The organism is Corynebacterium sp. 2571A (assembly GCF_055700935.1).
Map to the genome: position 1 here is coordinate 242710 of NZ_JASTTE010000004.1, position 24837 is coordinate 267546.

The 24837-nt window shown below is 63.4% G+C and carries 19 protein-coding genes and 1 tRNA gene; 10 read left to right on the forward strand and 10 right to left on the reverse strand.

Annotated features, from left to right (window positions below):
- Positions 1-12: 12 nt before the first annotated feature.
- Positions 13-873, forward strand: a complete 861-nt coding sequence (locus QQS53_RS09855) for a VWA domain-containing protein (protein ID WP_472775651.1) — start codon at positions 13-15, stop codon at positions 871-873.
- Between the two features lie 288 nt (positions 874-1161).
- Here QQS53_RS09855 and QQS53_RS09860 read toward each other — a convergent pair whose 3' ends face one another.
- The 5 genes from QQS53_RS09860 to secA2 all read right to left on the reverse strand — a co-directional run bounded on the left by QQS53_RS09860 (position 1162) and on the right by secA2 (position 6376).
- Positions 1162-1722: a MerR family transcriptional regulator gene (locus tag QQS53_RS09860; protein WP_472775697.1), complete on the reverse strand. Its 561-nt coding sequence runs from the start codon at positions 1720-1722 to the stop codon at positions 1162-1164.
- Between the two features lie 168 nt (positions 1723-1890).
- The gene (locus tag QQS53_RS09865; RefSeq protein WP_472775652.1) at positions 1891-2580 is read right to left on the reverse strand and encodes a bifunctional nuclease family protein; all 690 of its coding nucleotides are present in this window, start codon (positions 2578-2580) and stop codon (positions 1891-1893) included.
- Positions 2581-2649: 69 nt separating this feature from the next.
- A complete protein-coding gene (gene ftsR / locus QQS53_RS09870; RefSeq protein ID WP_472775653.1) occupies positions 2650-3381 on the reverse strand; it encodes a transcriptional regulator FtsR in 732 nt (243 codons plus the stop codon).
- 187 nt (positions 3382-3568) lie between these two features.
- The gene (odhI, locus tag QQS53_RS09875) at positions 3569-4003 is read right to left on the reverse strand and encodes an oxoglutarate dehydrogenase inhibitor Odhl (protein ID WP_290221697.1); all 435 of its coding nucleotides are present in this window, start codon (positions 4001-4003) and stop codon (positions 3569-3571) included.
- Between the two features lie 75 nt (positions 4004-4078).
- Positions 4079-6376 (reverse strand): accessory Sec system translocase SecA2, encoded by a 2298-nt coding sequence (gene secA2 / locus QQS53_RS09880; RefSeq protein ID WP_472775654.1) that lies wholly within the window; start codon positions 6374-6376, stop codon positions 4079-4081.
- A 91-nt stretch (positions 6377-6467) separates the two neighbouring features.
- Here secA2 and QQS53_RS09885 point away from each other — a divergent pair, with 91 nt between their 5' ends.
- From QQS53_RS09885 to QQS53_RS09920, 8 genes are all read left to right on the forward strand, one after another.
- On the forward strand, positions 6468-7625 hold the full coding sequence (locus QQS53_RS09885; RefSeq protein WP_472775655.1) for a bifunctional alpha/beta hydrolase/OsmC family protein: 1158 nt from the start codon (positions 6468-6470) through the stop codon (positions 7623-7625).
- Positions 7622-8017: a YchJ family protein gene (locus tag QQS53_RS09890; protein WP_472775656.1), complete on the forward strand. Its 396-nt coding sequence runs from the start codon at positions 7622-7624 to the stop codon at positions 8015-8017. Before QQS53_RS09885 ends, QQS53_RS09890 begins: the two co-directional genes overlap by 4 nt.
- Before the next feature lie 98 nt (positions 8018-8115).
- Positions 8116-8189 (forward strand) — tRNA-Pro (locus tag QQS53_RS09895).
- 553 nt (positions 8190-8742) lie between these two features.
- Positions 8743-8904, forward strand: coding sequence for a hypothetical protein (locus tag QQS53_RS09900; RefSeq protein ID WP_472775657.1), 162 nt, complete (start codon positions 8743-8745; stop codon positions 8902-8904).
- Between the two features lie 190 nt (positions 8905-9094).
- Positions 9095-11029, forward strand: a complete 1935-nt coding sequence (locus QQS53_RS09905) for a type I restriction-modification system subunit M (protein WP_472775658.1) — start codon at positions 9095-9097, stop codon at positions 11027-11029.
- Positions 11029-12276, forward strand: coding sequence for a restriction endonuclease subunit S (locus QQS53_RS09910; protein WP_472775659.1), 1248 nt, complete (start codon positions 11029-11031; stop codon positions 12274-12276). Before QQS53_RS09905 ends, QQS53_RS09910 begins: the two co-directional genes overlap by 1 nt.
- Complete coding sequence (locus QQS53_RS09915; RefSeq protein ID WP_472775660.1) at positions 12269-15352, forward strand: type I restriction endonuclease subunit R; 3084 nt, start codon at positions 12269-12271, stop codon at positions 15350-15352. Before QQS53_RS09910 ends, QQS53_RS09915 begins: the two co-directional genes overlap by 8 nt.
- A gap of 276 nt (positions 15353-15628) precedes the next feature.
- Complete coding sequence (locus QQS53_RS09920) at positions 15629-17323, forward strand: hypothetical protein (protein ID WP_472775661.1); 1695 nt, start codon at positions 15629-15631, stop codon at positions 17321-17323.
- Positions 17324-17326: 3 nt separating this feature from the next.
- Here QQS53_RS09920 and QQS53_RS09925 read toward each other — a convergent pair whose 3' ends face one another.
- Complete coding sequence (locus QQS53_RS09925; protein ID WP_472775662.1) at positions 17327-18712, reverse strand: TetR/AcrR family transcriptional regulator; 1386 nt, start codon at positions 18710-18712, stop codon at positions 17327-17329.
- Between the two features lie 133 nt (positions 18713-18845).
- The gene (locus tag QQS53_RS09930) at positions 18846-19049 is read right to left on the reverse strand and encodes an antitoxin (RefSeq protein WP_070768093.1); all 204 of its coding nucleotides are present in this window, start codon (positions 19047-19049) and stop codon (positions 18846-18848) included.
- 349 nt (positions 19050-19398) lie between these two features.
- On the opposite strand from QQS53_RS09930, the gene QQS53_RS09935 reads away from it, so the two are divergent.
- Entirely contained in the window at positions 19399-20655 is a 1257-nt protein-coding gene (locus tag QQS53_RS09935; RefSeq protein WP_472775663.1) for an SLC5/6 family protein, read from the forward strand.
- A gap of 52 nt (positions 20656-20707) precedes the next feature.
- Here the strand turns inward: QQS53_RS09935 and QQS53_RS09940 are convergent, their stop codons facing one another.
- From QQS53_RS09940 to QQS53_RS09950, 3 genes are read right to left on the reverse strand one after another with little or no spacing between them, the layout of a single operon-like run.
- Positions 20708-21661 carry a CE1 family esterase gene (locus QQS53_RS09940; protein ID WP_472775664.1) on the reverse strand — a complete coding sequence of 318 codons (954 nt, stop codon included), beginning with the start codon at positions 21659-21661 and terminating at the stop codon, positions 20708-20710.
- On the reverse strand, positions 21658-23400 hold the full coding sequence (locus QQS53_RS09945; protein ID WP_472775665.1) for an ABC transporter ATP-binding protein: 1743 nt from the start codon (positions 23398-23400) through the stop codon (positions 21658-21660). Before QQS53_RS09945 ends, QQS53_RS09940 begins: the two co-directional genes overlap by 4 nt.
- Positions 23400-24836, reverse strand: coding sequence for an ABC transporter transmembrane domain-containing protein (locus QQS53_RS09950; RefSeq protein ID WP_472775666.1), 1437 nt, complete (start codon positions 24834-24836; stop codon positions 23400-23402). The genes QQS53_RS09945 and QQS53_RS09950 overlap by 1 nt, the downstream gene beginning before the upstream one ends.
- Between the last annotated feature and the right edge of the window lies 1 nt (position 24837).

Consider the following 24837-nt stretch of genomic DNA (forward strand, 5'->3'; position numbering starts at 1 on the left):
GAGGAAGACGATATGGCCCGCCACGCCAACGACAAAAACAACTTCGCTATCGCCGGATGGCTCATCGCCGTCATTGTCATAGCCATCCTGGTGGTGCTCGGCCTGCTCCTCTACTTGTTTACTGGCAACGAGGACAACGGCGACGGCGCCGACACGGCTGCCCAGGAAACCACGCAGGCGCCGGAAGAGACCGCTACCGACGAGACAGCCGCCAGCGAGGACAAGGACGCCAGCCAGGCGCCGACCTCCGCGGAGTCCTCGGCCCCCGCTGCGGAGAGCGCGGCCTCCTCCACCGCCGCGGCCGCCGGCGCTGCCGCCCCGGGTGCTGCGGAGTCCACGCTCTTCCTGCTGGATACCTCGGACCAGATGGCGCCGTACTTCGACGCTGCGGCCGCCGGGGTGGCCGCGGCCGCTGACGGGGTCGGCGGCGAGGATAAGGCCGTGTCCCTGTGGAACTACTCCTCCCCGATCTCCGCGACGGCTACCGTCGGCTACCGCCAGAACCTCGGCTTCACCGACGGCGGCGAGACCGCCGGCGTGGTCAACAACTTCGGCACCGGCGGCGTCCCACAGACTCGCGCCGCCATCGTCGCCGCGGCCAACAACGCCGCGGACTATGCCCGCGAATCCAACGCCCCCGCCCGCGTCGTGCTGGTAACCACCGGCACCGACGATTCGCTGTCTGACGGTGACTTCGCCGCCCAGCTGGCCGAGGCCAAGGACCGCAACGTGGAAATCTCCGTCGTGCACCTGGGCGACGGCGAGGTCGACAAGGCCCTGGAGGACGCCGCGGACTACTTTGACAAGGTCGACCGTCCCGCCGACGCTGCCGCCGTCAACAAGGCCGTCAGCACTGCCGCCGGCGTTAAGTAGTCAGCTAGAACGCCTCACACCGGCGTTATTCCTGCTGCATTTTCTTCGTTTCCCCTAGTGGTCTGGGGCCTCCAACCTCCCTCGTCCGAAGCGGCGGGCGGAGGTTGTCGTCTAGGTAGCCGCTGATTGCGTTGCCGACGGCAGCTCTCCCGGCTTCGTCATGCGCGGCCGGAAGTGCGCGGTGCCAGCTCCACCCCTACAGACACAGCACAAGGCTCCCCGGCCGCGTGAGCGACGGCTGGGGAGCCTGTGTATTAGCCCGGGAGTGTCGGGCCTTGAGCGGGCGTGCTAGGAGGACTTGCGCTGCCGGCGGGCGGCCAGCTCGTCGAGGCCGACGACGTTGGCATCGTTGTCGATGCGCTCGGACGGGAAGGAGGAGATGGTGCCGGACAGTTCCTTCATGATGCCCGGGACGGCGATGCCGAACACGCCCTGACCGCCGGAGAGCAGGTCGATGACCTCGTCGTTAGAGCGGCACTCGTAAACTGTCTTGCCGTCGGAGACCAAGGTCAGCTCAGCCAGGTCGTTGACGCCGCGGTCGCGCAGGGAGTCCACGGCCAGGCGGATGTTCTGCAGCGAGATGCCGGTGTCCAGCAGGCGCTTGACGATCTTGAGAACCAGCACGTCGCGGAAGGAGTACAGGCGCTGGGAGCCGGAACCGCGGGCGGTGCGGATGGACGGGTTGACCAGGTTTGTGCGCGCCCAGTAGTCCAGCTGGCGGTAGGTGATGCCGGCGACCTGGCAGGCGATCGGAACACGGTAGCCGACCTGCTCGTCCGGGCCGAGATCGAACAGGGACTCCTGAACGTAAGTCCCGTTGTCCTCGTGTGCGTAGATGTCTTCTTCGATGCTCACGTAATTACTCCATTGAAGTTTGGGGGAAGCCCTAATGCTTTATTTAAAGTCAAGCCTAGGCAAGAGTCAAGCGTTATCTGGCGTAACACGCCGAAACTTAAACCTCGAGTTTAACTTTAGACTTTCCCTCAACTCGAGAGCACCACAGTTCACACCTGTTGCTTAGGAACCTTCAGTCCCCTCTTCCCCATCTTCATCAGGTGTCACATCAGTGTCTTCTGACTCATCCGAACCAGGAGCCTCAGTGTTTTCAGGCCGCTCACCGGCGGAATCCCGCCCGGACTCGCGGAAATCGTCCGGGTCCAGCGCCTGGAAATCCTCCTCCGTCATCCCAAGCTCCTGCATCATCGCGGAGAAATCCGCGTCGGCCTGGGCGTCGCCGGAGGCCGAATCCGGCTGATCTGCGGCGCCACCGAGGTCTTCGCCCGCTTCCCCGGCGGGGGTAGCGCCCTCCACCCCCACGTAGTGGTGCAGATCCTCCGGAGACACAAAGACCGCTACCTGGTTGAGTTCTTCCTCTTCGATTTCAATGGGGACGTCGAAGTGATCGGCCAGGATGAGCGCGTCCGACATGCGCGCGTCCAGGACCGCGCCATCGCCGGTGGTCAGCTCGAGGATGAAAACGCCCTCGTGGTAGCTGGTCACGATGGCGGATTCCAGCCCGCCCTGCTCGGCCAAGACGTCGATGAGCAGTTCATGGGTGTCCGGCCGGCGGCTTTGCGCGCCACCCAGGTGCGCGACCACGCGGGCGCCGTCGATGGGCGACATCCACACCGGCACGACCCGCTCCCCCGCATTCCAGCGGAACAGCGCACAGAGGAATTCCTCCGGCTCGAGCATGTGAATGCCCATAAACTCTAGGGCTATCCGGGCCACGCGACCTCCTTGTCTCCGCGCCGCCATGAAAGCGACGCCAATCGACTAAAACTCTTTGCGCAGATCCGTTTTGACCAAGGTGGCGTGCAGGGAAACCACCAGCGCGGTCATCTGCTGCGACATTTCTTCCGCCCGCAGCTTAGCGGTATCCGACTTCGAGTTTGCTACCGGGCTGGTGACCTGGGAGATCAGATCCGCTTGCCGGCGAGCGTTGTTGCGCAGGCTCTTGAACTGGCGGTCGTCCAGGCCGAAGGCGCGCAGCGCCTCAATCGACTTGACCACGGCGACATCGTCAGCCGTGAAGTAGCCGGACTCGTCCGGGGCGAGCAGGCCCAGCTTGACCAGGTGAGCCACCGTCTTCTGGTCGGAGTTGGCCTGCGCGGCAATGTCCCCGTCGGTCAGACGGGTGGCGACCGGGGCACGGAACTTGTCCGGGCTGACCAGGGTTTCGGTCTGGCCCGCACTGACAATCGCGGTCACCTCGCCCGAGTCCATGGCCTCGAGCTGCTGGCGGATGACCTTCAGCGGGGTGTAGTTGTCCCGCTGGGTGGTCAGGATGTAGCGCAGGCGCTCCACGTCGTCATTGGTGAAGCGGCGGTAGCCGGAGGCGGTACGCTGCGGCGTGATGAGCCCCTCGGCCTCCAAGAAGCGGATCTTGGAGACGGTGACCTCGGGGAATTCCTGATTCAGCTTCCCCAGGACCACGCCGATGGACATGGTCTTCGCCTTCTTGGCAGCTTGCCCTGCTGCTTGGGTCTTCTTTGGTACTGCGCTCACTGTGCCTTACTCGCCAATTCCCTAAAACGAACGGTTGTTAACGCGCGGTCGCAGCAGCCCGTCGGGCAGGCGGAGCTCAACTCCGCGTGCCACAACGAGCCGGCGCTGCGGGAGATCCCCGGGGTCGAAATCCCGGGATCCAAAACTTCCGCGCGGTGCGGACTTAGTCCAGAATGTGCTACGGACCCTAGTCCTGGTTAGCAATAAACACCAGTCGGAACTTGCCGATCTGGATCTCGTCGCCCACCTCAAGAACCTGGCTGTTGCGCGGCTCGCGGTTGACGTAGGTGCCGTTGAGCGATCCCACGTCGACGACCTCGAACTGGCCGTCCTGCTTGCGGAATTCGGCGTGCTTGCGGGAGACCGTCACGTCGTCCAGGAAGATATCGGCCTCCGGGTGGCGGCCGGCGGTGGTGGTGTCCTGATCCAGCAGGAAGCGGGCGCCCGCGTTCGGGCCGCGCTTAACCACCAACAAGGCCTGGCCCTCCGGCAGCTGGTCCGCACCGGTGGCGCCGGACTCCGAGGTTGCTGCCGCGCCGTTTTCCATTTCCTTCAGCAGGTCAGCGCGGAAGACCGAGGTAGTCTCGACCTGCGGCTCCGAGGTGCCGTTGTTCTCACTCATTGTTTTACCTCCGGTTGGTGGCTCTCAATTAACTATTCCAATAATAGCGACTTCGCGCGACGCGCGGGCGGCCTTCTACTTAAACAGATTACCTATGCTGCTCAAGGCGGAGTTGCCTGCCCCCGCGAGGGGGTTGTCCGAGACCATATATGTCCAGGTGGCACTCGGGCGCGCCAGGCCGGCGTCCGCCAGGTGCGCCCCGGACTCGTCGATCGGCACTGTGCGGAATGTCTCCGCCGACTGCTCAACGGCGCGCTGCGCTAGGTCCTTGAACTCGCGGACGGCAATCCGGTGGTACTCGTCGATGGGAGTTTCGCGGGCGATCGCCCGCAGGTGGATCGACTCGCGCACGTCGTCGAGGTGCTCTAGGTGGTCGGCCCAGCCCAGATCCAGGTGGTAGAGCATGATCTCCCGGGCAGCGCGCACGCGCGCGTCCTCGCTCACGCCGGCCTCGGTCAGCTCCGTGGCCCGCTGCGGGGCCCGCTCGGCGAGCTCCTCCCACGCCTGCGGGGTGTCGAGTAGCTTGGCGCGGCGCTCGTCGATGATGACGCGCTGGTCGGCCAGCAGCTGGTTGTACTTCCACGTCTGGGCATGGATCTCCAGCAGCTGCGCCTCGGTCACGCGCTGGCAGTGGGCCACGAAATCGCGCACGCGCTTGGATTCGACCCGGCCGTCCGCATCCGGCCGGACCGACAGGGATTCGTCCTCGCCGCCCTGGCGGACCACGTCGTCCTCCAGCGAGACGAAGATGACGCTGCGGCCCGGGTCCCCCTGGCGGCCGGCGCGCCCGCGCAGCTGGTTGTCCAGCCGGGAGCTGCGGTGCCGCGAGGTGCCGATAACGGCCAGGCCGCCCAGCTGACTAACCGCGTCGTGGTCGGCCTCATCCGCCCCGCCCAGGCGGATGTCCGTGCCGCGGCCGGCCATCTGGGTGGACACGGTCACGCGCCCACGTTCACCGGCCTCGGCGATGATCCGGGCCTCCTCCGCGTCGTTTTTCGCGTTGAGCACGTTGACCTGAATGCCCAACTCCTCGAGGGCGCCGGCAAGTGCCTCCGACTCGGCGACGTCGTGCGTGCCGACCAGGATCGGCTGGCCGGCGGCGTGCAGCCGCTGGATCTCGCCGACGATGGCCCGGTTCTTTTCCGCGATGGTCGAGTAAATGCGATCGGGCTCATCCTCGCGGACTAGAGGCTTGTTCCGGTCGATGACCGAGACCCGTAAGTTGTAGAACTGCCGCAGCTGGTCGGTGGCCTCAACCGCCGTGCCGGTCATGCCGCAGACCGTCGGGTACCGGCGCATCAGCTCCTGCAGCGTGATGGTGTCGAGAATGCGCCCGCCCTCGGAGACCTCGAGGCCCTCCTTCGCCTCGACCGCGGCCTGCAGGCCGTCCGGCCACCGCTGGAGGTCTGCGACGCGGCCGCGGGAGGCATCGATAAGCTGCAGCTGCCCGTCGGCCACCAAGTAGTGGATGTCGCGGATGAGCAGCGCCTTGGCGTGCAGCGCCAGATTGACCTTGACCAGGATGGTGCCGATATTGTCTTCCGAGTACAGCGAGTCGATCCCCAGTGCCTTCTCGACGCGCTGGGCGCCCTCGTCGGTCAGGGAGACCGTGCGGCCGTCCTCGGCGACGATATAGTCCTTGTTCTCGGTCAGGTGCCCGACCACGTCGGTGATCTGCCCGGTCGGCGCCTGCCCCGGCTCGGAACCGGCCAGCACCAGTGGGACCAGGGCCTCGTCGACGAGCACGGAGTCCGCCTCGTCCACCAGCGCGACGTCGGGACGGGCCTGCACCGTCTGCTCGCGGGCGGTGATCTGGTTGTCCCGCAGGACGTCGAAGCCCAGCTCGTTGACCGGGGCGTAGATGACGTCGCTGCGGTAGGCGGCGCGACGCTCGGCGGAGGTCATCTTTTCGGTCACCGGGGCCACGGACAGGCCGAAGAACTCGACGAGCGGGCGCATCCACTCGGCGTCGCGGCCGGCCAGGTAGTTGTTGACGGTAACGACATGGACGCGCTTGCCGGTGAGGGCGAAGCCGGTGGCGGCCATGGCGCCCACCAGGGTCTTGCCCTCGCCGGTGGCCATCTGGATGACATCACCCTCCAGCAGGCGCAGCACGGCCTGGGATTGGACGTTGAAGGGGGACATGCCCAGGCGGCGCTCCGCAGCCACGGCGAGCGCGGCCAGGAAGGCCGGCTTGTCGGCGACGTCGCCGTTGCGGATGGCGTCGCGGCCGGCCTGGGCCACCGCGGCGTCGTCCAGCTCGCGGAGCTGGGCCACGGAATCTTCCGCGCTCGTTACTACCGCCTTCGACTTTTTATCGTTGCGCTCGGACTGCGCGCCCATCGCTTTCCAGAACCAATCAAATGCGCCCATGGTTGTGTGGCATCCTCCTCGAACGTTGGTCCCTTCAACTCTAATAAACCCGCAGTAGCTCGTGCGCAGTCGCCTCGTTATCCTTATAGGCATGCAATCAGTGAACGTCACCTTACCGTCGTCCACCGGCCTGAAGATGGCCGGGACTATAGACTTCCCCGACACCCCGCCGGAAGCCTTCGCCATCTTTGCCCATTGCTTCGCCGGCTCCCGCCACACCCCGGGCGCATCCCGCACCTCGAAGAAGCTCACCGACTTCGGGATCGCCACGCTGCGCTTCGATTTCCCCGGCCTGGGCCAGTCGGAGGGGGCGTTCGCGGACACCACCTTCCACCAGAACGTCGCCGATATCCAAGCCGCGGCGGAGTGGCTAGCGGACAACTACCACGCCCCGCAGCTGCTCATGGGCCACTCCCTGGGCGGGGCGGCATCCCTGGCGGCTGCCGCCACCGGCATCCCCTCCCTGCGCGCCGTCGCCACCATTGGTGCGCCCTTTGACCCGGCCCACTCCGTGCTCCACTACGCCGACAAGATCGGCGAGGTCGACGCCAACGGGGCCGTCGATGTCGTCCTGGGCGGGCGCACGCTGACTATTTCCCGCGGCTTCCTGGAAGACCTCGCAGAGACCAACCCGGTCGATTACCTGAGCAAGCTGCGCAAGCCGCTGATGGTGCTGCACTCGCCCATCGACCAGACCGTCGGCATTGACAACGCCCAGAACATCTTCCGCGTGACCCGCTACCCGAAGTCACTAGTCGCCCTGGACAAGGCCGACCACCTCATCACCAAGCAGGGCGCCGCCCAGCGCGCGGCCGATCTCATCGGTGCCTGGGCCGAGCAGTTCATCGTCCCCGATAACCAGCCGCCGGCCGTGGCGGCCGATGCCGCCGAGGCCCACCTGGCCTACGGCACCAAGATGGGCGTGGTCGTGCGCCACAACGAGCGCTCCGTGACCTCCGATCGCCTCAAGGCCGACGGCGGCAAAGGCCAGGGCTTTACCCCGGAGGGCCTGCTGATGTCCGCCGTTGCCGCCGGCACGGCCCAGGCCATCAAGGCCGCCGCCCGCGGCATGAAGCTCGACGATGTCCACGTCACCGTCACCCAGGGCGAGGGCGCCAACTTCACCCGTTCCATAAAGCTTTTCGGGGATCTGGACGCCGGCCAGGAAAAGGCCCTGCTCGCCGCGGCCCGCCAGGCGGATATCCTCAAGCACATCAGCAACGCCCGATTGGTAGATGAGGATAAGTGAGCATCCACCGCCCCTTAACCGATGACGCCCGCTGCCCCTGCGGCACCGGGTTGACCTTCGGCGAATGCTGCGGCCAGTACCACGCCGGCAAACCGGCGCCGACCGCTGAGACCCTCATGCGCTCGCGGTTTAGCGCCTTCGTCACGGGCAACGAGGACTACCTGCTGGCCACCTGGGATCCCTTCACCCGGCCCAGCGAGCTTAACCTCGCCGATGATTCCATCCGCTTCTACCGGCTCGACATCCTCGACACCGTGGCCGGCGGACCCCTGGATGACAAGGGCATCGTCGAGTTCGAGGCCTTCTACAAGGGCGCGGCGACCGGAAGCCAGCGCGAGCGCTCCAACTTCAGTCGTGTTAACGGCCGGTGGATCTACACCACCGGCGCTTAAGCCCTCAAGCCCCGCTCGCCCTCACCCCGGATGTGCAGGCGATTCGACTAGCGCAATGACACTGTTGTAACCTTAGTCAACGTTGCGACAAGCAACGGCGGACTATGGCGCAGTTTGGTAGCGCACTACACTGGGGGTGTAGGGGTCGCAGGTTCAAATCCTGTTAGTCCGACAGATAAACCCACCGCGTCGTCGCGGTGGGTTTAGTCATTGCGGACTCTTAGGCCTCCTTAAACAATAAGAAACACAACATGGTTCGTCCCCTCTACAACGACTTCTGGCCCGGAACCCCACACGGGTTTCCGAGCTAGATGTAGAAGCATATCCAGTTGGTCTTATGCAACCTCGCCCGGGACCTGCGCGGGTCACATACGTGGCCTTAACGGTCTAGCGTGACCACTGTCGGACGCGGTTGCGTATCCGCGAAGCCACCGCTGACGACCTGCCACTTATCACCGCCACCCTGCGAGCGGGGCACCTTTGTCACCCTTGCCGACGCTGGTGGACACCGCGCAGGACTCACCCGAATCCAGGGCGGGGATACTGCCCGCCGCCCCATCCCACTTGCCCGGTCTGTAAACGAGGCCACGGTTGCGGACATGTCTGCCTCCACACCAGGACTTACCATCAACCTGCACAGTGATGCCCACGACGACCTGATCATTCGCTGCACCACTTTTAACCCGCACGGGTGCGTTCCCGCAGCCAAAGACGAGTTTCCCGGCGTGGACTACTGCCCTGGCCTGCACCGCCTACTACGGGACGAACCAGCCCCAGGCATCGACATCACCCACGACATTATCCGCGCGCTACTTCCCTACCGCGGGATCCACATGGACATCGAGCCGAGGATTCTCGACGGCGAGGTAGACATCGAGCGGCTGTAGCTACTGGCTTCACTTTATGCGATAAAGGAAACCCAGCTGTGGTGCGATGCTGCGGCTGGGGCTTCTCTTTTGCCCAGTCCCCCAAGGGGAGGTTTCACCAAAACAGAGGCACCCTCGGCCTAAATGTCGCCACCACCAGCTAGGGTTATGAGACGAAACTGTCTCTCAGACCCAAAAGGACACCTCAACAGTGAGTACAGCTGAACTGAATCAGTCCGTCGTGTGGAACACCGCCGACAAGTACCTGCGCTCCATCGTCGAACCCGAGGACTACGGTGACTACATCCTGCCGCTGACCGTCCTGCGCCGCTTGGAGTGCATTTTGGCCCCCACCAAGGACAAGGTTGTAGACCTGGCAACCAAGCTCAATGTCGAAGGAATGAGTGAGGCCTACCTGGACTGGGAGGTGCAGTCACAGTTCGGTTTATCCTTCTACAACACCTCACGGCTGGACTTGACTCGCATTGCGGAAACCGATGACCACGTATTCGACTCCCTCATGGATTACGTCGGCGCGTTCTCACAAAGCGTCCGTGATATTTGGGACGCGTTCGACTTCGCAGTAAAAATGCGCAACCTTGACCAAGCAGGTCGCCTGTGGCCGGTGGTCAAGCACTTCTCCACCATTGACATGTCTGTGGAGGCACTACCAGATGCACAGATGGGTGACCTGTTCGAGCACGTCATGTACCGCGCGTTTAACACCAAGGGCAAAGCCGCGGGTGCCTTCTACACCCCACGTGATGCGATTCGTCTTATGGTGGACATCCTGTTTGCCTCCGATGACCTTGGTCTGACCTCCCCTGGCGCGTCGCGCACCGTCTACGACCCCACCGCGGGTACGGGCGGCATGTTGCTCGTGGCCGAGCGCGCGTTGAAGGAACTCAACCCCAACATTGAGGTCAACCTCGCCGGTCAGGAACTGATGCCCACCGGCTATGCCATTGGCAAGGCCGACTTGCTCATTCAGGGCGGTGAGCCCGACGCGATCCGCCACGGTGACACGTTGCTGACAGACCTCTATGAGGGCGAGCAGTTCGAGTACATTCTGTCTAACCCGCCGTTTGGTTCTGACTGGTCGGTTCAACAATCATCAGTCAAGGAGCAGGCCAAGGTACCGGGTTCTCGCTTTAGCCACGGCCTGCCCAATAAGGGCGACGGCCAGATGCTGTTCCTCTCCCACGTAGCTTCCAAGCTCATGCCCGCAGGCAAGAACGGGTCTGGGGGACGTGGCGCGGTGGTGTCCAATGGTTCCCCACTGTTTACGGGTGGCCCTGGTTCAGGCCCCGACCAGATCCGCGCGTGGCTGCTGGAAAACGACCTGGTGGACGCGATTATCCAGCTGCCCACCAACATGTTCTACGGCACGGGTATTTCCACCTACGTCTGGATTCTGGACACCAACAAGGAAAACCACCGCAAGGGCTTTGTGCAGCTTATCGATGCCTCCGCGTGCTGGTCTGTGCCAGACAAGGGCTTGGGCGACAAGCGCCGCGAGATGCGCGAGGCCGACCGCGCCAAGGTGCTGGAGGCCTACAGTGCTTTTGCCGATAGTGACATGTCCAAGGTACTTACCCCAGATGACTTGGGTTTCCGCGATGTGAAGGTGACGAAGCAAGCACGCCTAGGAGTCCACGTCACCGACGCCGCAATTGCTGAGGTACTGGAACACAAGCAGGCAGTTAATGAACACGCCGACGTGGTGCGCGCGGTAGCTAACGCTTCCTACAACGACCTGCCGGACGCGCTCAAGGCCGCGGCCAAGGAACACGGCGTGAAGATGCCCGCCACGCTTATCGACACCATCTCCAAGGCCATCGCCGTTCCCGACAACGAAGCCGAGCCAGCAGTAGACCGCAAGGGCAACCCAGTTCTCGATCCGTCATTCACCATGACTGAGCGCGTGCCACTCACCGAGGACATCGACGAGCACATGCAGCGCGAAGTACTCCCCTTCGCACCCGATGTCACCTGGGATGCAACCAAGGCCATCACCGGCTACGAAATCCCATTTAAGCGCGTGTTCTACAAACCTGAGCCGGTTCGTCCTCTAGCCGAGATCGATGCCGACGTAGCCGAGGTCATGGGCCGTCTTATGGACAAGTTCGGGCAGGTGAGGAAGTGATGGGGATCCACAAGTGGATAGGTTCTGTTCCTGATGAATGGCCGACTGCGGCGCTATGGATTCTAGGACAAAGAACTAACGATAAGAACTATGGTTTAAAAGAGAAAAACCTACTGTCATTGTCCTATGGAAATGTCATTAGAAAGGACATCAAAGACAAGACCGGACTTAGACCTGCATCGTATGAGACCTATCAGATAGTGGAACCGGGTGATGTTATTTTCCGATTCACTGACCTCCAGAACGATCACCGCTCACTCCGTTCAGCATTGGTTACGGAGCGAGGAATAATGACTTCTGCTTACATCAACTTTCGGCCGGATAGTTCAAGAGTGCACCCTGATTTCATTGCATACTTCATGCGTGCGATGGATCAGGCAAAGGTCTTTTATGAAATGGGCACGGGAGTTCGTCAGACTTTAAACTATGAAGAGTTTTCTCGGCTTGAAGTACCCGTCCCTCCACTCCCCACCCAGCGCGCCATCGCTGACTACCTCGACCGCGAGACCGCCGAGATCGACGGTATGCGTGCCGATTTGGACGAGATGGAGCGGCTGCTGACGGAGCGACGGGCGGCGGTTATTTCAGAGACAATGCTCCATCTAGCAGAGGAGTATCCAAATGTTCAGGTCGGTACGCTCGTTAAGCTGGTTTCGGGAAGCGGATTTCCACATAAGCATCAGGGGAAGGTCGGCGAAGAGCTTCCATTCTATAAAGTTGGTTCTATATCCCTTGTAGACCGGCAGGGTTTCATTCGTGACGACAGGAACACAATAAGTTCTGAGGAAGCCCACCAGCTAGCTGCTCACATCATCCCTGCAAATAGTGTGCTAATGGCTAAAATTGGTGCAGCCCTACTTCTGGGTAGGTTTGTTAGAAATTCAATAGCTTGCTGCATTGACAACAACATGCTGGCACTGATTCCTAGCAACAATGTGGATTCAAGTTTTCTAATGCTTTCACTCTCCTTAGTAGATATTGAACTATTAGAGAGACCTGGGCCTGTTCCCACCCTCGATCTAACCGGACTAAGGCAAAATCGTATACCTCTCCCTCCCCTTGCCGAACAGCGCCGCATCGCCGACGAGATCGACCGTGAAACCGCCGAGATTGATTCGATGTTGGAGGACATTACGAAGTTGCGGGACTTGCTGACGGAGCGCCGCGCGGCAGTGATTTCGGCGGCGGTGACTGGCCAGATCGATATTCCTGCTTCACTCGACGACAAGGACGAACCTCATGCCTAAACGTGACATTATGCGCGAAGAGCGCCTGGAAGAGACCATCTGCGAGTCGTTGCAAGCTAGCGGCTGGATTTATGAACCGGGAATGAAGGACATTGGCTGGGATGCACGCCTGGGGCTGTTCCCGGCTGATGTGTTGCACTGGCTTTCTACCCAGTACCCAGAGGACTACGCCAAAGCCGTACCGCAGGATGCCCCTGAAGCAACACGGGAGAATTCGGAGAGGTTGCTGCTGGAGTACGTCGCCAAGCGGCTCGAATCCGCAACCCGTAAGGACGCACAGACCGGACGCATCCGTGGAGGTCTGCTGGGTACTCTGCGCGAGGGCTTTAAGTACGCGCAGCCTAACGCGCGCTCAGCCACCTTTGGCCCCATGGTGGCGTTCCCACCAGCTAATCCGCTCAGTGTGTCTGCTGCCAAGCGAGCACAGGACAACCGCCTGCGCATTGTCCGCCAGGTGCATTTTGATACCACCAGCGGCGAGACGCTGGATCTGGTGGCTACGGTCAACGGCATTCCGGTAGCCACGTTTGAGTTGAAGACGGACAACACACAGTCAGTGGCTCATGCGATAAAGCAGTACCGCAAGGATCGTGTGCCGTCGAAGAATCGCCGCGTACTCCTGCCGGGGCGCGCACTGGTTCACTTCGCAGTGTCGAATGACGAGGTGTACATGACCACCGCGCTTCACGGCAACGACACGAGGTTCCTGCCGTTTAATCAGGGACATGACGGCGCAGGCGGAAACCCGCCGATTGCGGATAAGTCGGCTACGTCCTACTTGTGGGAGCAGGTGTTGCAGCCGAGGCTACTGCTGCGCATCTTGAGCGACTTCGCGGTATGGGAGCCGAATTCCACGTCCAAGCGCGGTGCGAAAGGTACCTTGATTTTCCCGCGCTTCCATCAGCTGCGCGCGGTGGAGAAAGTCACCACCGATGTCGCCGAGCGTGGCGCTGGCGGGCGCTACCTCATCGAACATTCAGCAGGCTCAGGCAAGACAAAGACCATTGCGTGGCTTGCGCACCGCCTAATTAGGCAGGTAGCCGAGGACGGCACCAAGACCTTTGATTCCGTCATCGTGGTCACCGACCGCACAGCACTCGATACCAACATTCGCCAGGACATGCAGGCACTAGCGGCATCGCGCGGACTGGTGGTCTCGGTCGGTGAAAACTCCGGTGCGAAATCACCACAGCTGCGCGAAGCACTGGTCGAGGGCGGTCACATCATCACCTGTACGCTGCAGACATTCCCGTATGTGCTCTCACTGCTAGATGACGACCCAGATATTCAGGGCCGCAACTGGTGTGTGATTGCCGATGAAGCCCACTCCTCACAAACTGGTTCGTCTGCCTCGGCGCTGCGTGAGCTTCTCGCTGAGGTGGAGTTAGACGAGTCGGAGGACTACACTGCCGACGACCTGCTGGAGCTGCGCCAGGAGGCTGTGGCAACAGCGTCCAACATGACTTTTGTAGCGCTCACGGCCACGCCGAAAGGTAAAACCCTGCGTCTATTCGGTTCACAGACCCCGGACGGGCACTACATCGCTTTTGATACGTACCCGATGGGTCAGGCCATTGCCGAGGGCTTCATCATGGACGTGCTTACCAACTACTCCACCTACACTATGTGGGCGGAAGTCCGCGACGAGTTGGGACGAACCGAAGAGGTAGATCAGTCCGAAGCAGTCTCCGACATGGTGCGTTTTGTCCGCCTGCACCCGACCTCCATTGCACAAAAAGTTGAGGTCGTTGTAGAGCACTACCGCCGCAACGTGGCCCACCACCTCGACGGCCAGGCACGTGCCATGGTGGTGACCTCCTCGCGCAAGGCAGCGGTGCACTGGGCGCGTGAGATGAACCGCTACATCAACGAAAAAGGCTACGAGTTTCACTCGCTCGTGGCGTTCTCCGACGCGGTGCGTATGGAGGACGAATCAGAGCCGGTCACCGAAGTCAGCATGAACGGCGAATCCGATGTGGAGCGCGCCTTCAAAGACGACGATTTAAGCTACCGCGTGCTCATCGTGGCCAACAAGTTCCAAACCGGCTTCAACGAGCCGCGACTGTGCGCGATGTATGTGGACAAGCACCTCTCTGGTGTCGCAACGGTGCAAACTCTATCTCGCCTGAACCGAATTTATCCGAATAAGCCCGCCCCGATGGTGGTCGATTTCGTCAATGATCCCGAACTCATTGAGGCTGATTTCAAACGCTACTACCAGGGCGCGGTCATTGACACCGACATTGACCCTAATTCCCTGCACACGCTGGCAGACGAGTTGGACACCGCTGGCTACTATGACCTAGACGAGATGAACAAGGTTGCCGAAGCCTATATAGCAGGCGAGGACTCAGAAAATCTGCGCGGTGCGGCCAATACGATTCTTGACCGCTGGCGCTCAGACCGAAACTCCACCGATAAGGACACCCGCGAGCGTGCCAAGGATTTCAGGGCACACGTACTCAAATATCGGCACGCCTACGAGTTCCTCTCCCAGATCATTGCCTACGCAGATGCTGACGTGTCACGCCGCGCCATGTTGTGTAGCGTGCTGGAGCCGAACCTGCACATCACCGAGCTAGACGGCGATGAAGACTTCCTGACAGGTGTCACCCTGGCCGGTGTCGCCATTGCCCAGAGCGGCGTAGAGGAAGACTATAGCGTGAGGAACAGTGAACCAGAACCGTTGAATGTCCCTGAGTTCACGGTTCGTCTTGGTGAGCCGAAAACCCCACTACGCGCGGCTTTTGATGAAGCCGTTGAAAAAGTCAACGACATCTTCTCCATGGCAGGTGTAGATGTCAACAGTGATGAAACCGCGCAGATGATTGTTGCTGCCTGGGGAACATTGTCCTCCAGTCCAATAGCGGTGCGGCTGGGCAAAGAGAACAACCGCGAGCAACTCAAACGCTCGCGCAAGTTCCAGCAGGAAGCCACCAGCGCCATCTTCGACGGCATCGAACAACGCAAACAGCGCGACGCGCTGCTTACCACCGACCGAGACGTGCTACGCAACGTGATTTCCACCTTGGCTGAAATCATGGCCGCGGCGAATGAAACTGGCGAGTTGGAGTAGGTTTAGGGGACGAACCTCCTGATGTACCCCCTGTCGTCTCACCACACCGCCCCGGTCCCAGCCGACGGAATCGGCCACGGAAACCGGCGGAAACCATCGCTGTGGTGCGGCTCGTTGCTGGTGGGTGGGTAGTTCCGCGAAAGACTCTCGGCCCGTGCTTCGGCACGGGCCTTTTTCATATTTCATACCCATTGCCGCCACCGCCCCATTTTCAGGGCGCTTCGCGGCCGAGTTTCCGCAACGGGGCCGCCGGGGCCGGTTAGAATAGCCGTCATTATGCGTACTCGCCGCCACCAGCTGTTGCCCCTGCTGGCCGTTGGGATCGTAGGTTGGCTAGTGCGCATGGGGGTTGCCGCCCGCGGCTGGTTCTACTGGGACGACTTCATCCTTATGGCCCAGGCCCCGGAGACCGCGCTAATGGCCCCGCACGACGGGCACCTCATGCCGGCCGCCCGCGGGATCATGCGGCTGGTGGCGGCCGCCGGCGACCTCAATTGGGCCGCCGCGCTGTGCGTGCTGGGCCTACTCAATGCCGCGGCTATCGCTGCGGTGGGATTCCTCGCCCACCACCTGCGGGGCGGCTGGCCGGTGCTGCTGGCCTTCGCCCTGTACTGCCTGTCGCCGCTAAACCTACCAGCCACCAGTTGGCTCTCGGCGGCTATCAACCTGCTCCCGCTGGAGGCCGCCATGGCCACGGCGACCGCCTGCGTGCTCGGTGGCGCCCGCGTGGTTCGCGGCCGCAGCAAGGACCGTCCGAGGGCGCACGTCGGCCCGTGGGCCGCCGCACTCTGCGTGTTGGTGGGCTGCCTGTTCAGCGAGCGCATGCTGCTGGCCCTGCCCTTCCTCGCTTTCTGCTGGTTCCTCCTGGGGTGCCGGCGCAGCATCTTCCCCTCCCTCGGGGTGGCCGTGGTCTGGGCGGGTGTCTACCTCCTCGCGGTCGACCTCCCCCGCGCGGAGAGCCTGGGGCTTGCGGAGACCTTAAGGCACGGTTTCCTGCAGGGCTTCCTGCCGGCGGCGGCCGGCGGCCCATTGAGGTGGGATAGGTGGCACCCGGGACCGCCTTTCGCCACGCCGGCTACCGCCATGGTGGCCGTCGGCGTCCTCGTCGCGGCAGCCGTCGTGGTGCTAAGCGCCCGCAGCCGGCGCGGCCTGGCAGGTTTTCTCATCTGCGGCGCCTACGTGGCCGCCTGCCTCCTCGCGGTCAGCCTGGGCCGGGGCGGTACAGACACGGCCTTCGAGATCGTGCAGACGCTGCGCCACTTCTCCGAGGTCAGCGTGCTGCTGGTTATCGCCACGGCACTCGCCTTCCGCGGCCTGGACTCCACCACCTGGCCGGGTAGAATCCTTCTCGCCCTGGGCGCGGTGATTGCCGCCCTGAGTATCGCTAGCACGCTCAGCTATGCAGCGTCCTGGGCCGAACAGCCGGCCCGCGAGTATTTCCGGACCCTTAACGGCCAGCTCGCCGCGCGGGAGGCTCCCCAGCTGGACCAGGAGGTCGACACCCAGGTCCTACTACCTGTCGCCTACCCCGACAACCGGCTGAGCATGATCCTGCCGGGCGCAGCAATCGCCGCCTGGACAGAGCAACCCGGCATCGTCGGCGGCGACGGCCGCATCCTCGCCGCTGACCTCAACCCCGCCCGCACCACCACCCCGACTGGGGCCGGTAACGCCGGCATGGCACGGTGCGGGCAGGAGATCGGGCCCGGCCAGGAACAAAAACTGCGTTTGGACGGCCCATTGTTGGAGCGCGAGTGGGTGGTGGAACTCAACTACCTGGCTGGTTCGGAAACAACGGCGCAGCTCAGCCTAGACGGCGAGCCCACGGAGGTTCCCCTGCGCGCCGGGCTGAACCAAGTCTTCGTTCAGGTCACCGGCGGCGGGACCGAGCTGGCCGTGGACCTGCCGGAGGGAGCCTCCCCCATCTGCGTGCAGACCAGTCGCGTTGGCACGCTCTGGCCGGCGGGCTAGCGCTCAGCGGTGCCTATGAAGTGCGTCGACCGGGACGTCGAGGCCGAGGGAATTTATCAGGCCCATAAGCCCCAGATCCATAATGTGACTGGAAGAACGCAATTTTTCCTCCAGCGAGAGGAGCCTAAACGATCCGACTGAGAACTGGTGTGCCATGCCGTGTGCGGCGCACCAAAGCGCCATGGAATAGGTATAAAGAGCCCAGGTATTCCCGGACTCCGAACTGTCCTGCATGACTTCGCGCACCTCCTCGACAAGGAAGCGCAGCGTCGGCCCTAGCCTTTCGGCCCGCCCGTCTAGGTCAAAGGTGGACGGGATGATAGAACCCGAGCTGACGCACCCCAGGGCCAGGAAGCCGGCGGGGTCCGACAACGCTAGGCCCAGGTAGCCAATACCCAAAGCTTTGATGCGGTTGATGGGGGTCGCCTCCGGCTGGAGAGTACGTAGGAATTTCTCAGTTGCCGCGCGGCACTGCTGGTCTAAGAAGCGCTCTATCTGGGCATCGAAGCGGTTGTCGCCGTCCACGAGGCGGCGCGCCTCCGCCGAATCGAGTCCGGCCTGCTCGGCCGCCGCAGCTATAGAGACGTTGAAGGTAGTGGATGCCGCCAACAGCTCGATGCCGCCGCGGTATAAGGCCACGGTCTTTTCTTGGTCGGTTCCGCGCGGAAGCTGGCGGGCCGGCGGGACCGCGGAATAAGCCTGGGTAGGCTCAAGGTTAACCGGCTCGAAAGCGCGTTGCGGATGGCCTTCGAGCTCGTATTCCAGACCGGTGATAAAGACGTCGAAGACGCGCGCCATGGTGTGCCGGCGACCGGCCGGAGTTAGGTGCCGGGCCGCGCCGAAGACGCACATGTGGGAGGCCCCATGGACGACGGCCAGTGCGGTAAGGGCGTAGCGGTTAAGCAGGTTGACGCTGCGGGGAGCGCCGTACTCGACCAAGACCGCGCGGGTACGCCGGAGCATCTCCGCGTAAGACCACTGCCAATCCGCCTGGTTCGGGCTTTCCTCGAATTCAATGGCGGGCTCGCCGTCCCACCGAAGGGCGATAAACGCAGCGAAACTCGCGGGGTCTTCCTGACCGAAGCGGAAATAGGCGTTCATATACGCTCGGAGCCGCTCGACGGCGCCCGCCGCTTCTGCTAAGTGGGCGTCTTCTTCCGCGCACCGCTTGCGCAGGCGCGAGTTGAGGTGACCGTTGAGTTCATCGATGAGCCCGGGGGTATCCCCGAAAATCGCTTGAGCGGCGGCGTAGTCCACGCCGGCGTAGGTGGCCGCGCGCTCTAGCGATAGCTGAGCTTCGCCGAGATGTGCGGTGATGCGCAGCGCCTGACGGACAATAGCGGTCTTCGGTAGGGCTGGGACTTCGGAATCCTCCTGAGACATAGCCACAGCCCCTAGCCTAGCGGTTAAATCCATGGGCATACCCTAGAGTTGGCCAAAAGTAGCACAGTTAACATCTCGCTTAAGCATGCAAAAACCGCCGAGGCCCCAATGTGCCACGGCGGTTGAAGAGTTAGACGATTTACTTCTCGTCCTCACCCTTGTTCTCGTCGTTGCCAGTGCCCAGGCGATCCTCGACCTTGCCGCGGACGTCAGAGATCTGGTCGGACTTGTCCTCGCCCAGCTTGTCCTTGGCGAAGTCCTCGGCCTTGTCGAGGCCCTGAGAGGTGGCTTCCTTGCCTTTGTCAGAGTTCAGTGCGTCCTTAGCCTTGTCCATCAAACCCATTGTCTTTACTCCTAATAGTCTCGAGTATCTTGACTGCTTAAATTTTCACTTATCTGGACCGTTTGACCGGCCGCTACCGATCGTACCGACTTCTTTGCAACGCGCCCACCGCGCAAGCGCAACAATTTGATAACCGCGCCCTCCGACCACCGGATCTGTCCCAGCCTAGGGGCACCGGCCGCGTCGTGGGGCGGGCGCAGATTTACCCCCAAAAGGAGGGGTGAGACTTCTTCTGTTTCCAAAGAGCAAACAGGTCTATTCCCAAGTGTTAGCGTAATCCACAAGGTAGTAGCTCCTACGCTGCTGATGTCGATTGCACCGTCTACCTCCCCTACAAGGAGATCTTTTCATGACCTCTTCTGCCCCAGCCCAGGCATCCGGCCGGGCCGTCAACACTAGCTGGGCTTTTTCACTCTTCGGCACCGCCGTGGGAGCGGGCATCCTCTTCCTGCCGATTAACGCGGGCAGCTTCGGCTTCTGGCCGCTGCTGATTGCCACCATCCTGATTGCCCCCATGACCTACCTGTCCCACCGCGCGCTCGCGCGCATCATGTGCGTCTCCCCGCGCCAGGGCGAGGACATCACGGTCGTCGTCACCGACTACTTCGGCAAGAAGATCGGTTTAGTCATCTCCGTGCTGTACTTCTTCGCGATCTACCCGATCGTGCTGATTTACGGCGTGTCCATTACCAACACGGTCGACTCCTTCATCGTCAACCAGTTCAACGGTCCGCACATTAACCGCGCGCTGCTGTCCTTCCTTCTCATTGGCGCGATGACCTTGGTCTTCGCCTTCTCCGAGAAGTTGATGCTGTACTTGACCCAGTTCATCGTCTATCCCCTCATCCTGTGCTTGGCGGGCGTGTCCATCTACCTCATCCCGCAGTGGGACCTGCAAAGCTTCATGGAGGTCGACTCCGGCAACTCGCTGGCTCTCATCGGCGGCATCATCATGATTCTGCCGGTGCTAGTCTTTTCCTTTAACCACTCCCCGGCCATTTCCCAGTTCTCCCTGGCCATGCAGCGCCAGTGGGGCATCAAGTCCCACGAGAACGCCTCCAAGGTCCTGCTCGCCACGGCGCTGATGCTGACCGTGTTCACCATGTTCTTCGTCTGGTCGTGCACCCTGGCGCTCGGCGCCGACGGTCTGCAGGAGGCCCGCGAACAAAACATCCCGGTCCTGTCCTACCTGGCGAATATCTCCGGCGTTCCGGTGCTGGCCTACCTCTCCCCGGTCATCGCCATCCTGGCTATCATCTCCTCCTACTTCGGCCACGTGTTGGGTACCACCGAGGGAGCGCGCTACATCCTCAAGAAGGTCTCTCCTTCCCTGGCCGAGCGCACCACGCACCAGCAGATCACCAACATCGCCTACGCGCTCATCTTCATCACCACGTGGATTGCCGCCGTCCTGAACCCGGATATCCTGGGGCTTATCGAGAGCATCGGCGGCCCGTTCATCGCGGCCATCCTCTACCTGATGCCCATCTGGGCCATCTACCGCATCGATGCCCTCAAGCGCTTCCGCGGCCGCTGGACCAACTGGTTCGTGGTGGTCCTCGGCGTCATCACCATCTCCGCTGCGGTTTGGGGCCTGTTCAACTAAACGCGCCCCAGGTGGCACGCCGCGCTCAGGGCGCGGCTTCTACGCCTGGCAACTAGGTATCGCGGGTGCCCTCGGGGCGGCCCGGAATCCCGAAGAAGTCGAGGACCTTGTCGGTGGCAAAGCCCTTGCCCACCTTGGCGTCCTTATCGTAGGCGCCGCCGGGCCAGACGTGCTTGCCGCCGCCGATCCGGATGTGCTGAAGTGGTTCCTCGCAGCCGCTCCAGGTCTGCAGCAGGGCGGAATTGGCCAGGCGCTCGGTCCGGATGCGGGAGCTGCAGCGGTTGCGCTCCTCGTCGTGGGCTAGGACATCGACCACCGAGTTGTAGCGGGTACCGTGCCGCTTGCCGCCGTAGTACTTGACCACCGGGTCGTTGGTGCCGTGCAGGTCCAGGCGCCCGACGGGTTGATCGGCGCAGTTGTTGTGGATCGCCTCATAATAGGCGGCCGAGATACTGGCGATGGACTTGAACGTCCCGGGCATCTGGCAGGCCAGGTAGGCCACGAAACCGCCGCCGTTGGACATGCCGGTCGCGTAGATGCGCTCGTCGTCGATGGTGTAGGTGGCGCGCACGGTGTCGAGGATGTCCTCGACGAAGGCGATGTCCTCGGAGCCCTTGGTGTCCGCATAAGGGGCCGGCGCCCACGCGCCGTTCTTGCCCTGCGGGTAGACGGAAATGGCTTCCGCGTGCCGGAATTCGGTGTACTTGAAGTTGTTCCAGCTGGTTTCCTTCCAACCGTGGAAGGACATCAACAGCGGCCACTTTTTAGCCGGGTCATAGTCTTCCGGCACCGCGAGCACGTAGGTGCGTCCCGAGGGCAGGTTGATCTCGGTGAAGCTGCCGGGCTCCGGCCCGTCCAGCGGCGCCGAGCGCGGGATGCCCAGATCGGTGCGCTCCCGCGAGGTGGGGGCAGCCGCGTCCTCGTCCGGAGTGCCCTGGGAGGAACACCCAGCCATCAAGGCGGCCGTCGCCGTGACTGCCGCTAGTGCGCGGAGAATGGGTTTCACTGCGCTTTATCCCGGCCTTTCTTCCATGCGGCCCACAGGCGGGCGTACTGCCCACCGCGGGCGACTAGTTGCGTGTGGTTGCCGCGTTCGATAATCCGCCCGCTGTCCATGACGAGGATTTCGTCGGCATCACAGGCCTGGTCGAGGCGGTGGGCGACGACGAGGGCGGAGCGGGACTCGGTGACCGCTTGCGCCGCGTCGGTAAGCACTGCCGCACCCGAGGTGCCGGCCTCCGCGGTTGCCTCGTCCATGATAACCACCTTCGGATCCAACAAGAGAATCCTAGCCAGGGCGAGTTGCTGCGCGGCGACCGGGTCCAGTTGTAGTCCCCGGGCGCCCACCTCCGTGTCGAGGCCGTCCACGAGCTCGGGGAAGCCCACGCGGTCCAGCGCGGCCTGCATCTGTGCGTCCGTGGCCGCCGGGGCCGCCAGGGCGAGGTCCTCGCGCAGCGTGCCGGAGAAGACGTGGACCTCCTGGGAGATCAGCGCCAGGCGGGCGACGCGCTCGCGGTCCGAAAGGGCAAAGACCTCTACCCCATCGACGGTGACGCTACCCGCGTCCGGCACGCGCAGGCCGGCCACCAACGCGGCCACCGTCGTCTTGCCCGCGCCGGAGGCGCCCACCAGGGCGATCTTCTGACCGGGTTGCACGCGCAGGCTGACGTCTTCGACCGCCCAGCCGTCGCCGTAGCCGAAGCTGACGCCTTCCATCTCGACCTCGCCGCGGCTGGTGGGCGCGCCCGCGGCGGAAACCGGCCGCGGCGGATCGATGACCACGCCCACGATGCGCGAGAGGGAGGCATACCCCGACTGGACGGTGTCCAGGATGCGCATCAGACCCAGCAGCGGTCCGCGCAGGCGGATGAGCATGAGCATGGCGGCCGTGACCGCGCCGACGCTCAGGCCGGCCGACTGCGTGGCCAGGTAACCGGCGATGAGACCGGCAGACAGCATGACGAGCTCGACGACGGTCATCCAGAACTGCAGCGTGATCATGGTGCGCCGGGCGCTGTAACCGCGCTCGACGACCTGCCAGGAGGCCTGCCCGACCTTGTCGTGCATCTCGTCTTCCAGGCGGAAGGCCCGAATGGTGGCGCTGCCGCGGATGACCTCCAGGACGCGGCGGGCGCGGGTAGCCATGGACTCGCGCTCGGCCACGTAACGACCGGGCGCGACCTTGAGGTAGGACCGCGCGGCGAAGAAGTACAGCGGGGCCGCGCAGGCGACCACCAGGAGGAACTGCCAGTCCAGGGTAACCAGGGCAATGGCGGTGGCAACGATGGAGAAGGCGGAATTGCTCAGCACCGGCGCGGTCTCGGTGACCGCGGCGGACAGCTCCGCGACGTCGTCGGTAGAGCGCGAGACCAGGTCCCCCGTCCCGGCGTCCTCGACCCGGTGGGTAGGCAGGCCCACGGCGGTGGAGACCATCTGCAGGCGCAGCTGCGCGATGATCTTCTCCGTGACCCGGGATATGAGGTAGAAACCCAGCGCCGCCAGGATCGCCGCGGCCGCAGCCGCGCCCAGTAGCTGGGCTGCCAGGCCGCCCAGGCGTTGCGGCTCGTCCGCGATGACGACGTCGACGATCCGTCCCAACCAGATCGGGATTAAGATGTTGGCGGCCGCGCCGGCGCTTAAGACCACCAGTGCCAGGACCAGCCGCCAGCCCGCCCCGGGGATGGCCTTCACGTTGCCCGCTACGCAGCGGCGCACCTGCGGCCAGGTGGCGTTCGGGAACCGCATTAGGCGCTCACCTCCTGGGCCAGCCAGGCCGGCGAGGAGGTGTAGACCACCGTCGGCTTGTCCGCGCGGGTGGCCGCGATGCGCTCCACGATGGTGGCCTCGGTGACCGAGTCCACCGCAGACGTCGGCTCGATGAGCACGAGGACTTCCGGGTCCGCCGCGATGGCGCGGGCCAGGGCCACGCGCTGGCGCTGGCCGCCGGACAGGTGCCCGCCGTTCTCGCCTACCTCGCGGTCGTGGCCCCCGGGGATTTCCTCCGCCGCGGCCACCCACAGCGCCCGGGCGGCGGATTCGGCGTCTGCGGAAACATTGCTGCCCACGGTCCCGTCGAAGATATCGGCCTGGTGCGGGGCCACCAGGTAGCGCTCCCGCGGCAGCCGCGCCAGGTAGTCCGGAACCTCGCCGGTCTCCACGTGGATGCCCGGGCGCAGGGCCGGCAGCTCCGCGGTGTCATCGGCGGCGAATTCCGGCGGCTGGTTCAGCAGATCGACGATCCGGGCCCCGCTGGCCTGGGCGGCCGCCCAGCGCGAGGCGATATTGCGGCCCAGCATGGTCATCGGGGTGATGATGAACTGGGTCAGGCCGATGATCGTGATGAGCTCGCCCACGCTGAGGTGCCCCTGCAGCGCCAGCCAACCCGCCACGCAGCCAACGACGATCACATACAGGCTGCCGATGCCGGTGGTCACCGCGTTCAGGCGCGCCTGGGCGGCGTTGGCATAGATGGTCTTGTCGTAGGCGTTATCGGAGGCCTCCGCGTAGCGGCGCCGTACCGGATCGACCGCGCCGATGCCCTTGATGATGCGCAGCCCTTCCACGACGTCGGTGGCCGTGGCGGCCGCCTGGGCCAGGGCGGCCTGGCGCACGCTGGAGCGCTTGCGCAGCGGGCGCGCCGCCGTCAGAGAGCACCAGACAATGATGGGTCCGCCCAGCAGGACGGCCAGGCCCAGCGGCAGGTAGATAAGCCCCACCATGACGGCCACGTAGACGATGGAGACGACCTCGGCGACGGGAAACACCGTCATGAACACGGCGTTCGCCACGCGCTGGGTGTCGGTGGAGGCGATGGACAGCAGCTCGCCGGCGGTGCGGCGCCGCCCGCCGATGCCCCGCGGGTGGGTGATCCGGTCCGTGACCGCCATGCGCAGCTCGTGCGCGATGAGCAACATCGCCCAGTTAAACAGGCCCCGGGAGAACCAGCTCGCGGCCGCGTTGACGGCGAAAAGCCCGACGAGCACCGCTACCCACACCACGAGCGAGCGCACAGACCCCCTGGCAATCGCGTCGTCCACGGCCTTGCCGACGACCACCGGGGTGAGCCCGTTGCACACGAAGGTCACTGCCATGAGCACCGCGGCCGGGATTGTCCGCTGCTTCTGCGAGAAGACGGTTTTCAGCAGCCAACGCCTCTGGTCGGGTGCTGGAAGACTTGACATA

Excerpts from the sequence above, each read along its gene's own strand:
- QQS53_RS09910 (WP_472775659.1), top strand. The coding sequence starts at position 11,029 with ATGGGGATCCACAAGTGGATAGGTTCTGTTCCTGATGAATGGCCGACT.
- secA2 (WP_472775654.1), bottom strand. The coding sequence starts at position 6,376 with ATGGGCGCATTTGATTGGTTCTGGAAAGCGATGGGCGCGCAGTCCGAG.
- QQS53_RS09935 (WP_472775663.1), top strand. The coding sequence starts at position 19,399 with ATGACCTCTTCTGCCCCAGCCCAGGCATCCGGCCGGGCCGTCAACACT.
- QQS53_RS09865 (WP_472775652.1), bottom strand. The coding sequence starts at position 2,580 with ATGGGCATTCACATGCTCGAGCCGGAGGAATTCCTCTGTGCGCTGTTC.
- QQS53_RS09915 (WP_472775660.1), top strand. The coding sequence starts at position 12,269 with ATGCCTAAACGTGACATTATGCGCGAAGAGCGCCTGGAAGAGACCATC.
- QQS53_RS09920 (WP_472775661.1), top strand. The coding sequence starts at position 15,629 with ATGCGTACTCGCCGCCACCAGCTGTTGCCCCTGCTGGCCGTTGGGATC.
- QQS53_RS09855 (WP_472775651.1), top strand. The coding sequence starts at position 13 with ATGGCCCGCCACGCCAACGACAAAAACAACTTCGCTATCGCCGGATGG.
- QQS53_RS09950 (WP_472775666.1), bottom strand. The coding sequence starts at position 24,836 with ATGTCAAGTCTTCCAGCACCCGACCAGAGGCGTTGGCTGCTGAAAACC.
- QQS53_RS09945 (WP_472775665.1), bottom strand. The coding sequence starts at position 23,400 with ATGCGGTTCCCGAACGCCACCTGGCCGCAGGTGCGCCGCTGCGTAGCG.
- QQS53_RS09885 (WP_472775655.1), top strand. The coding sequence starts at position 6,468 with ATGCAATCAGTGAACGTCACCTTACCGTCGTCCACCGGCCTGAAGATG.
- odhI (WP_290221697.1), bottom strand. The coding sequence starts at position 4,003 with ATGAGTGAGAACAACGGCACCTCGGAGCCGCAGGTCGAGACTACCTCG.
- QQS53_RS09930 (WP_070768093.1), bottom strand. The coding sequence starts at position 19,049 with ATGGGTTTGATGGACAAGGCTAAGGACGCACTGAACTCTGACAAAGGC.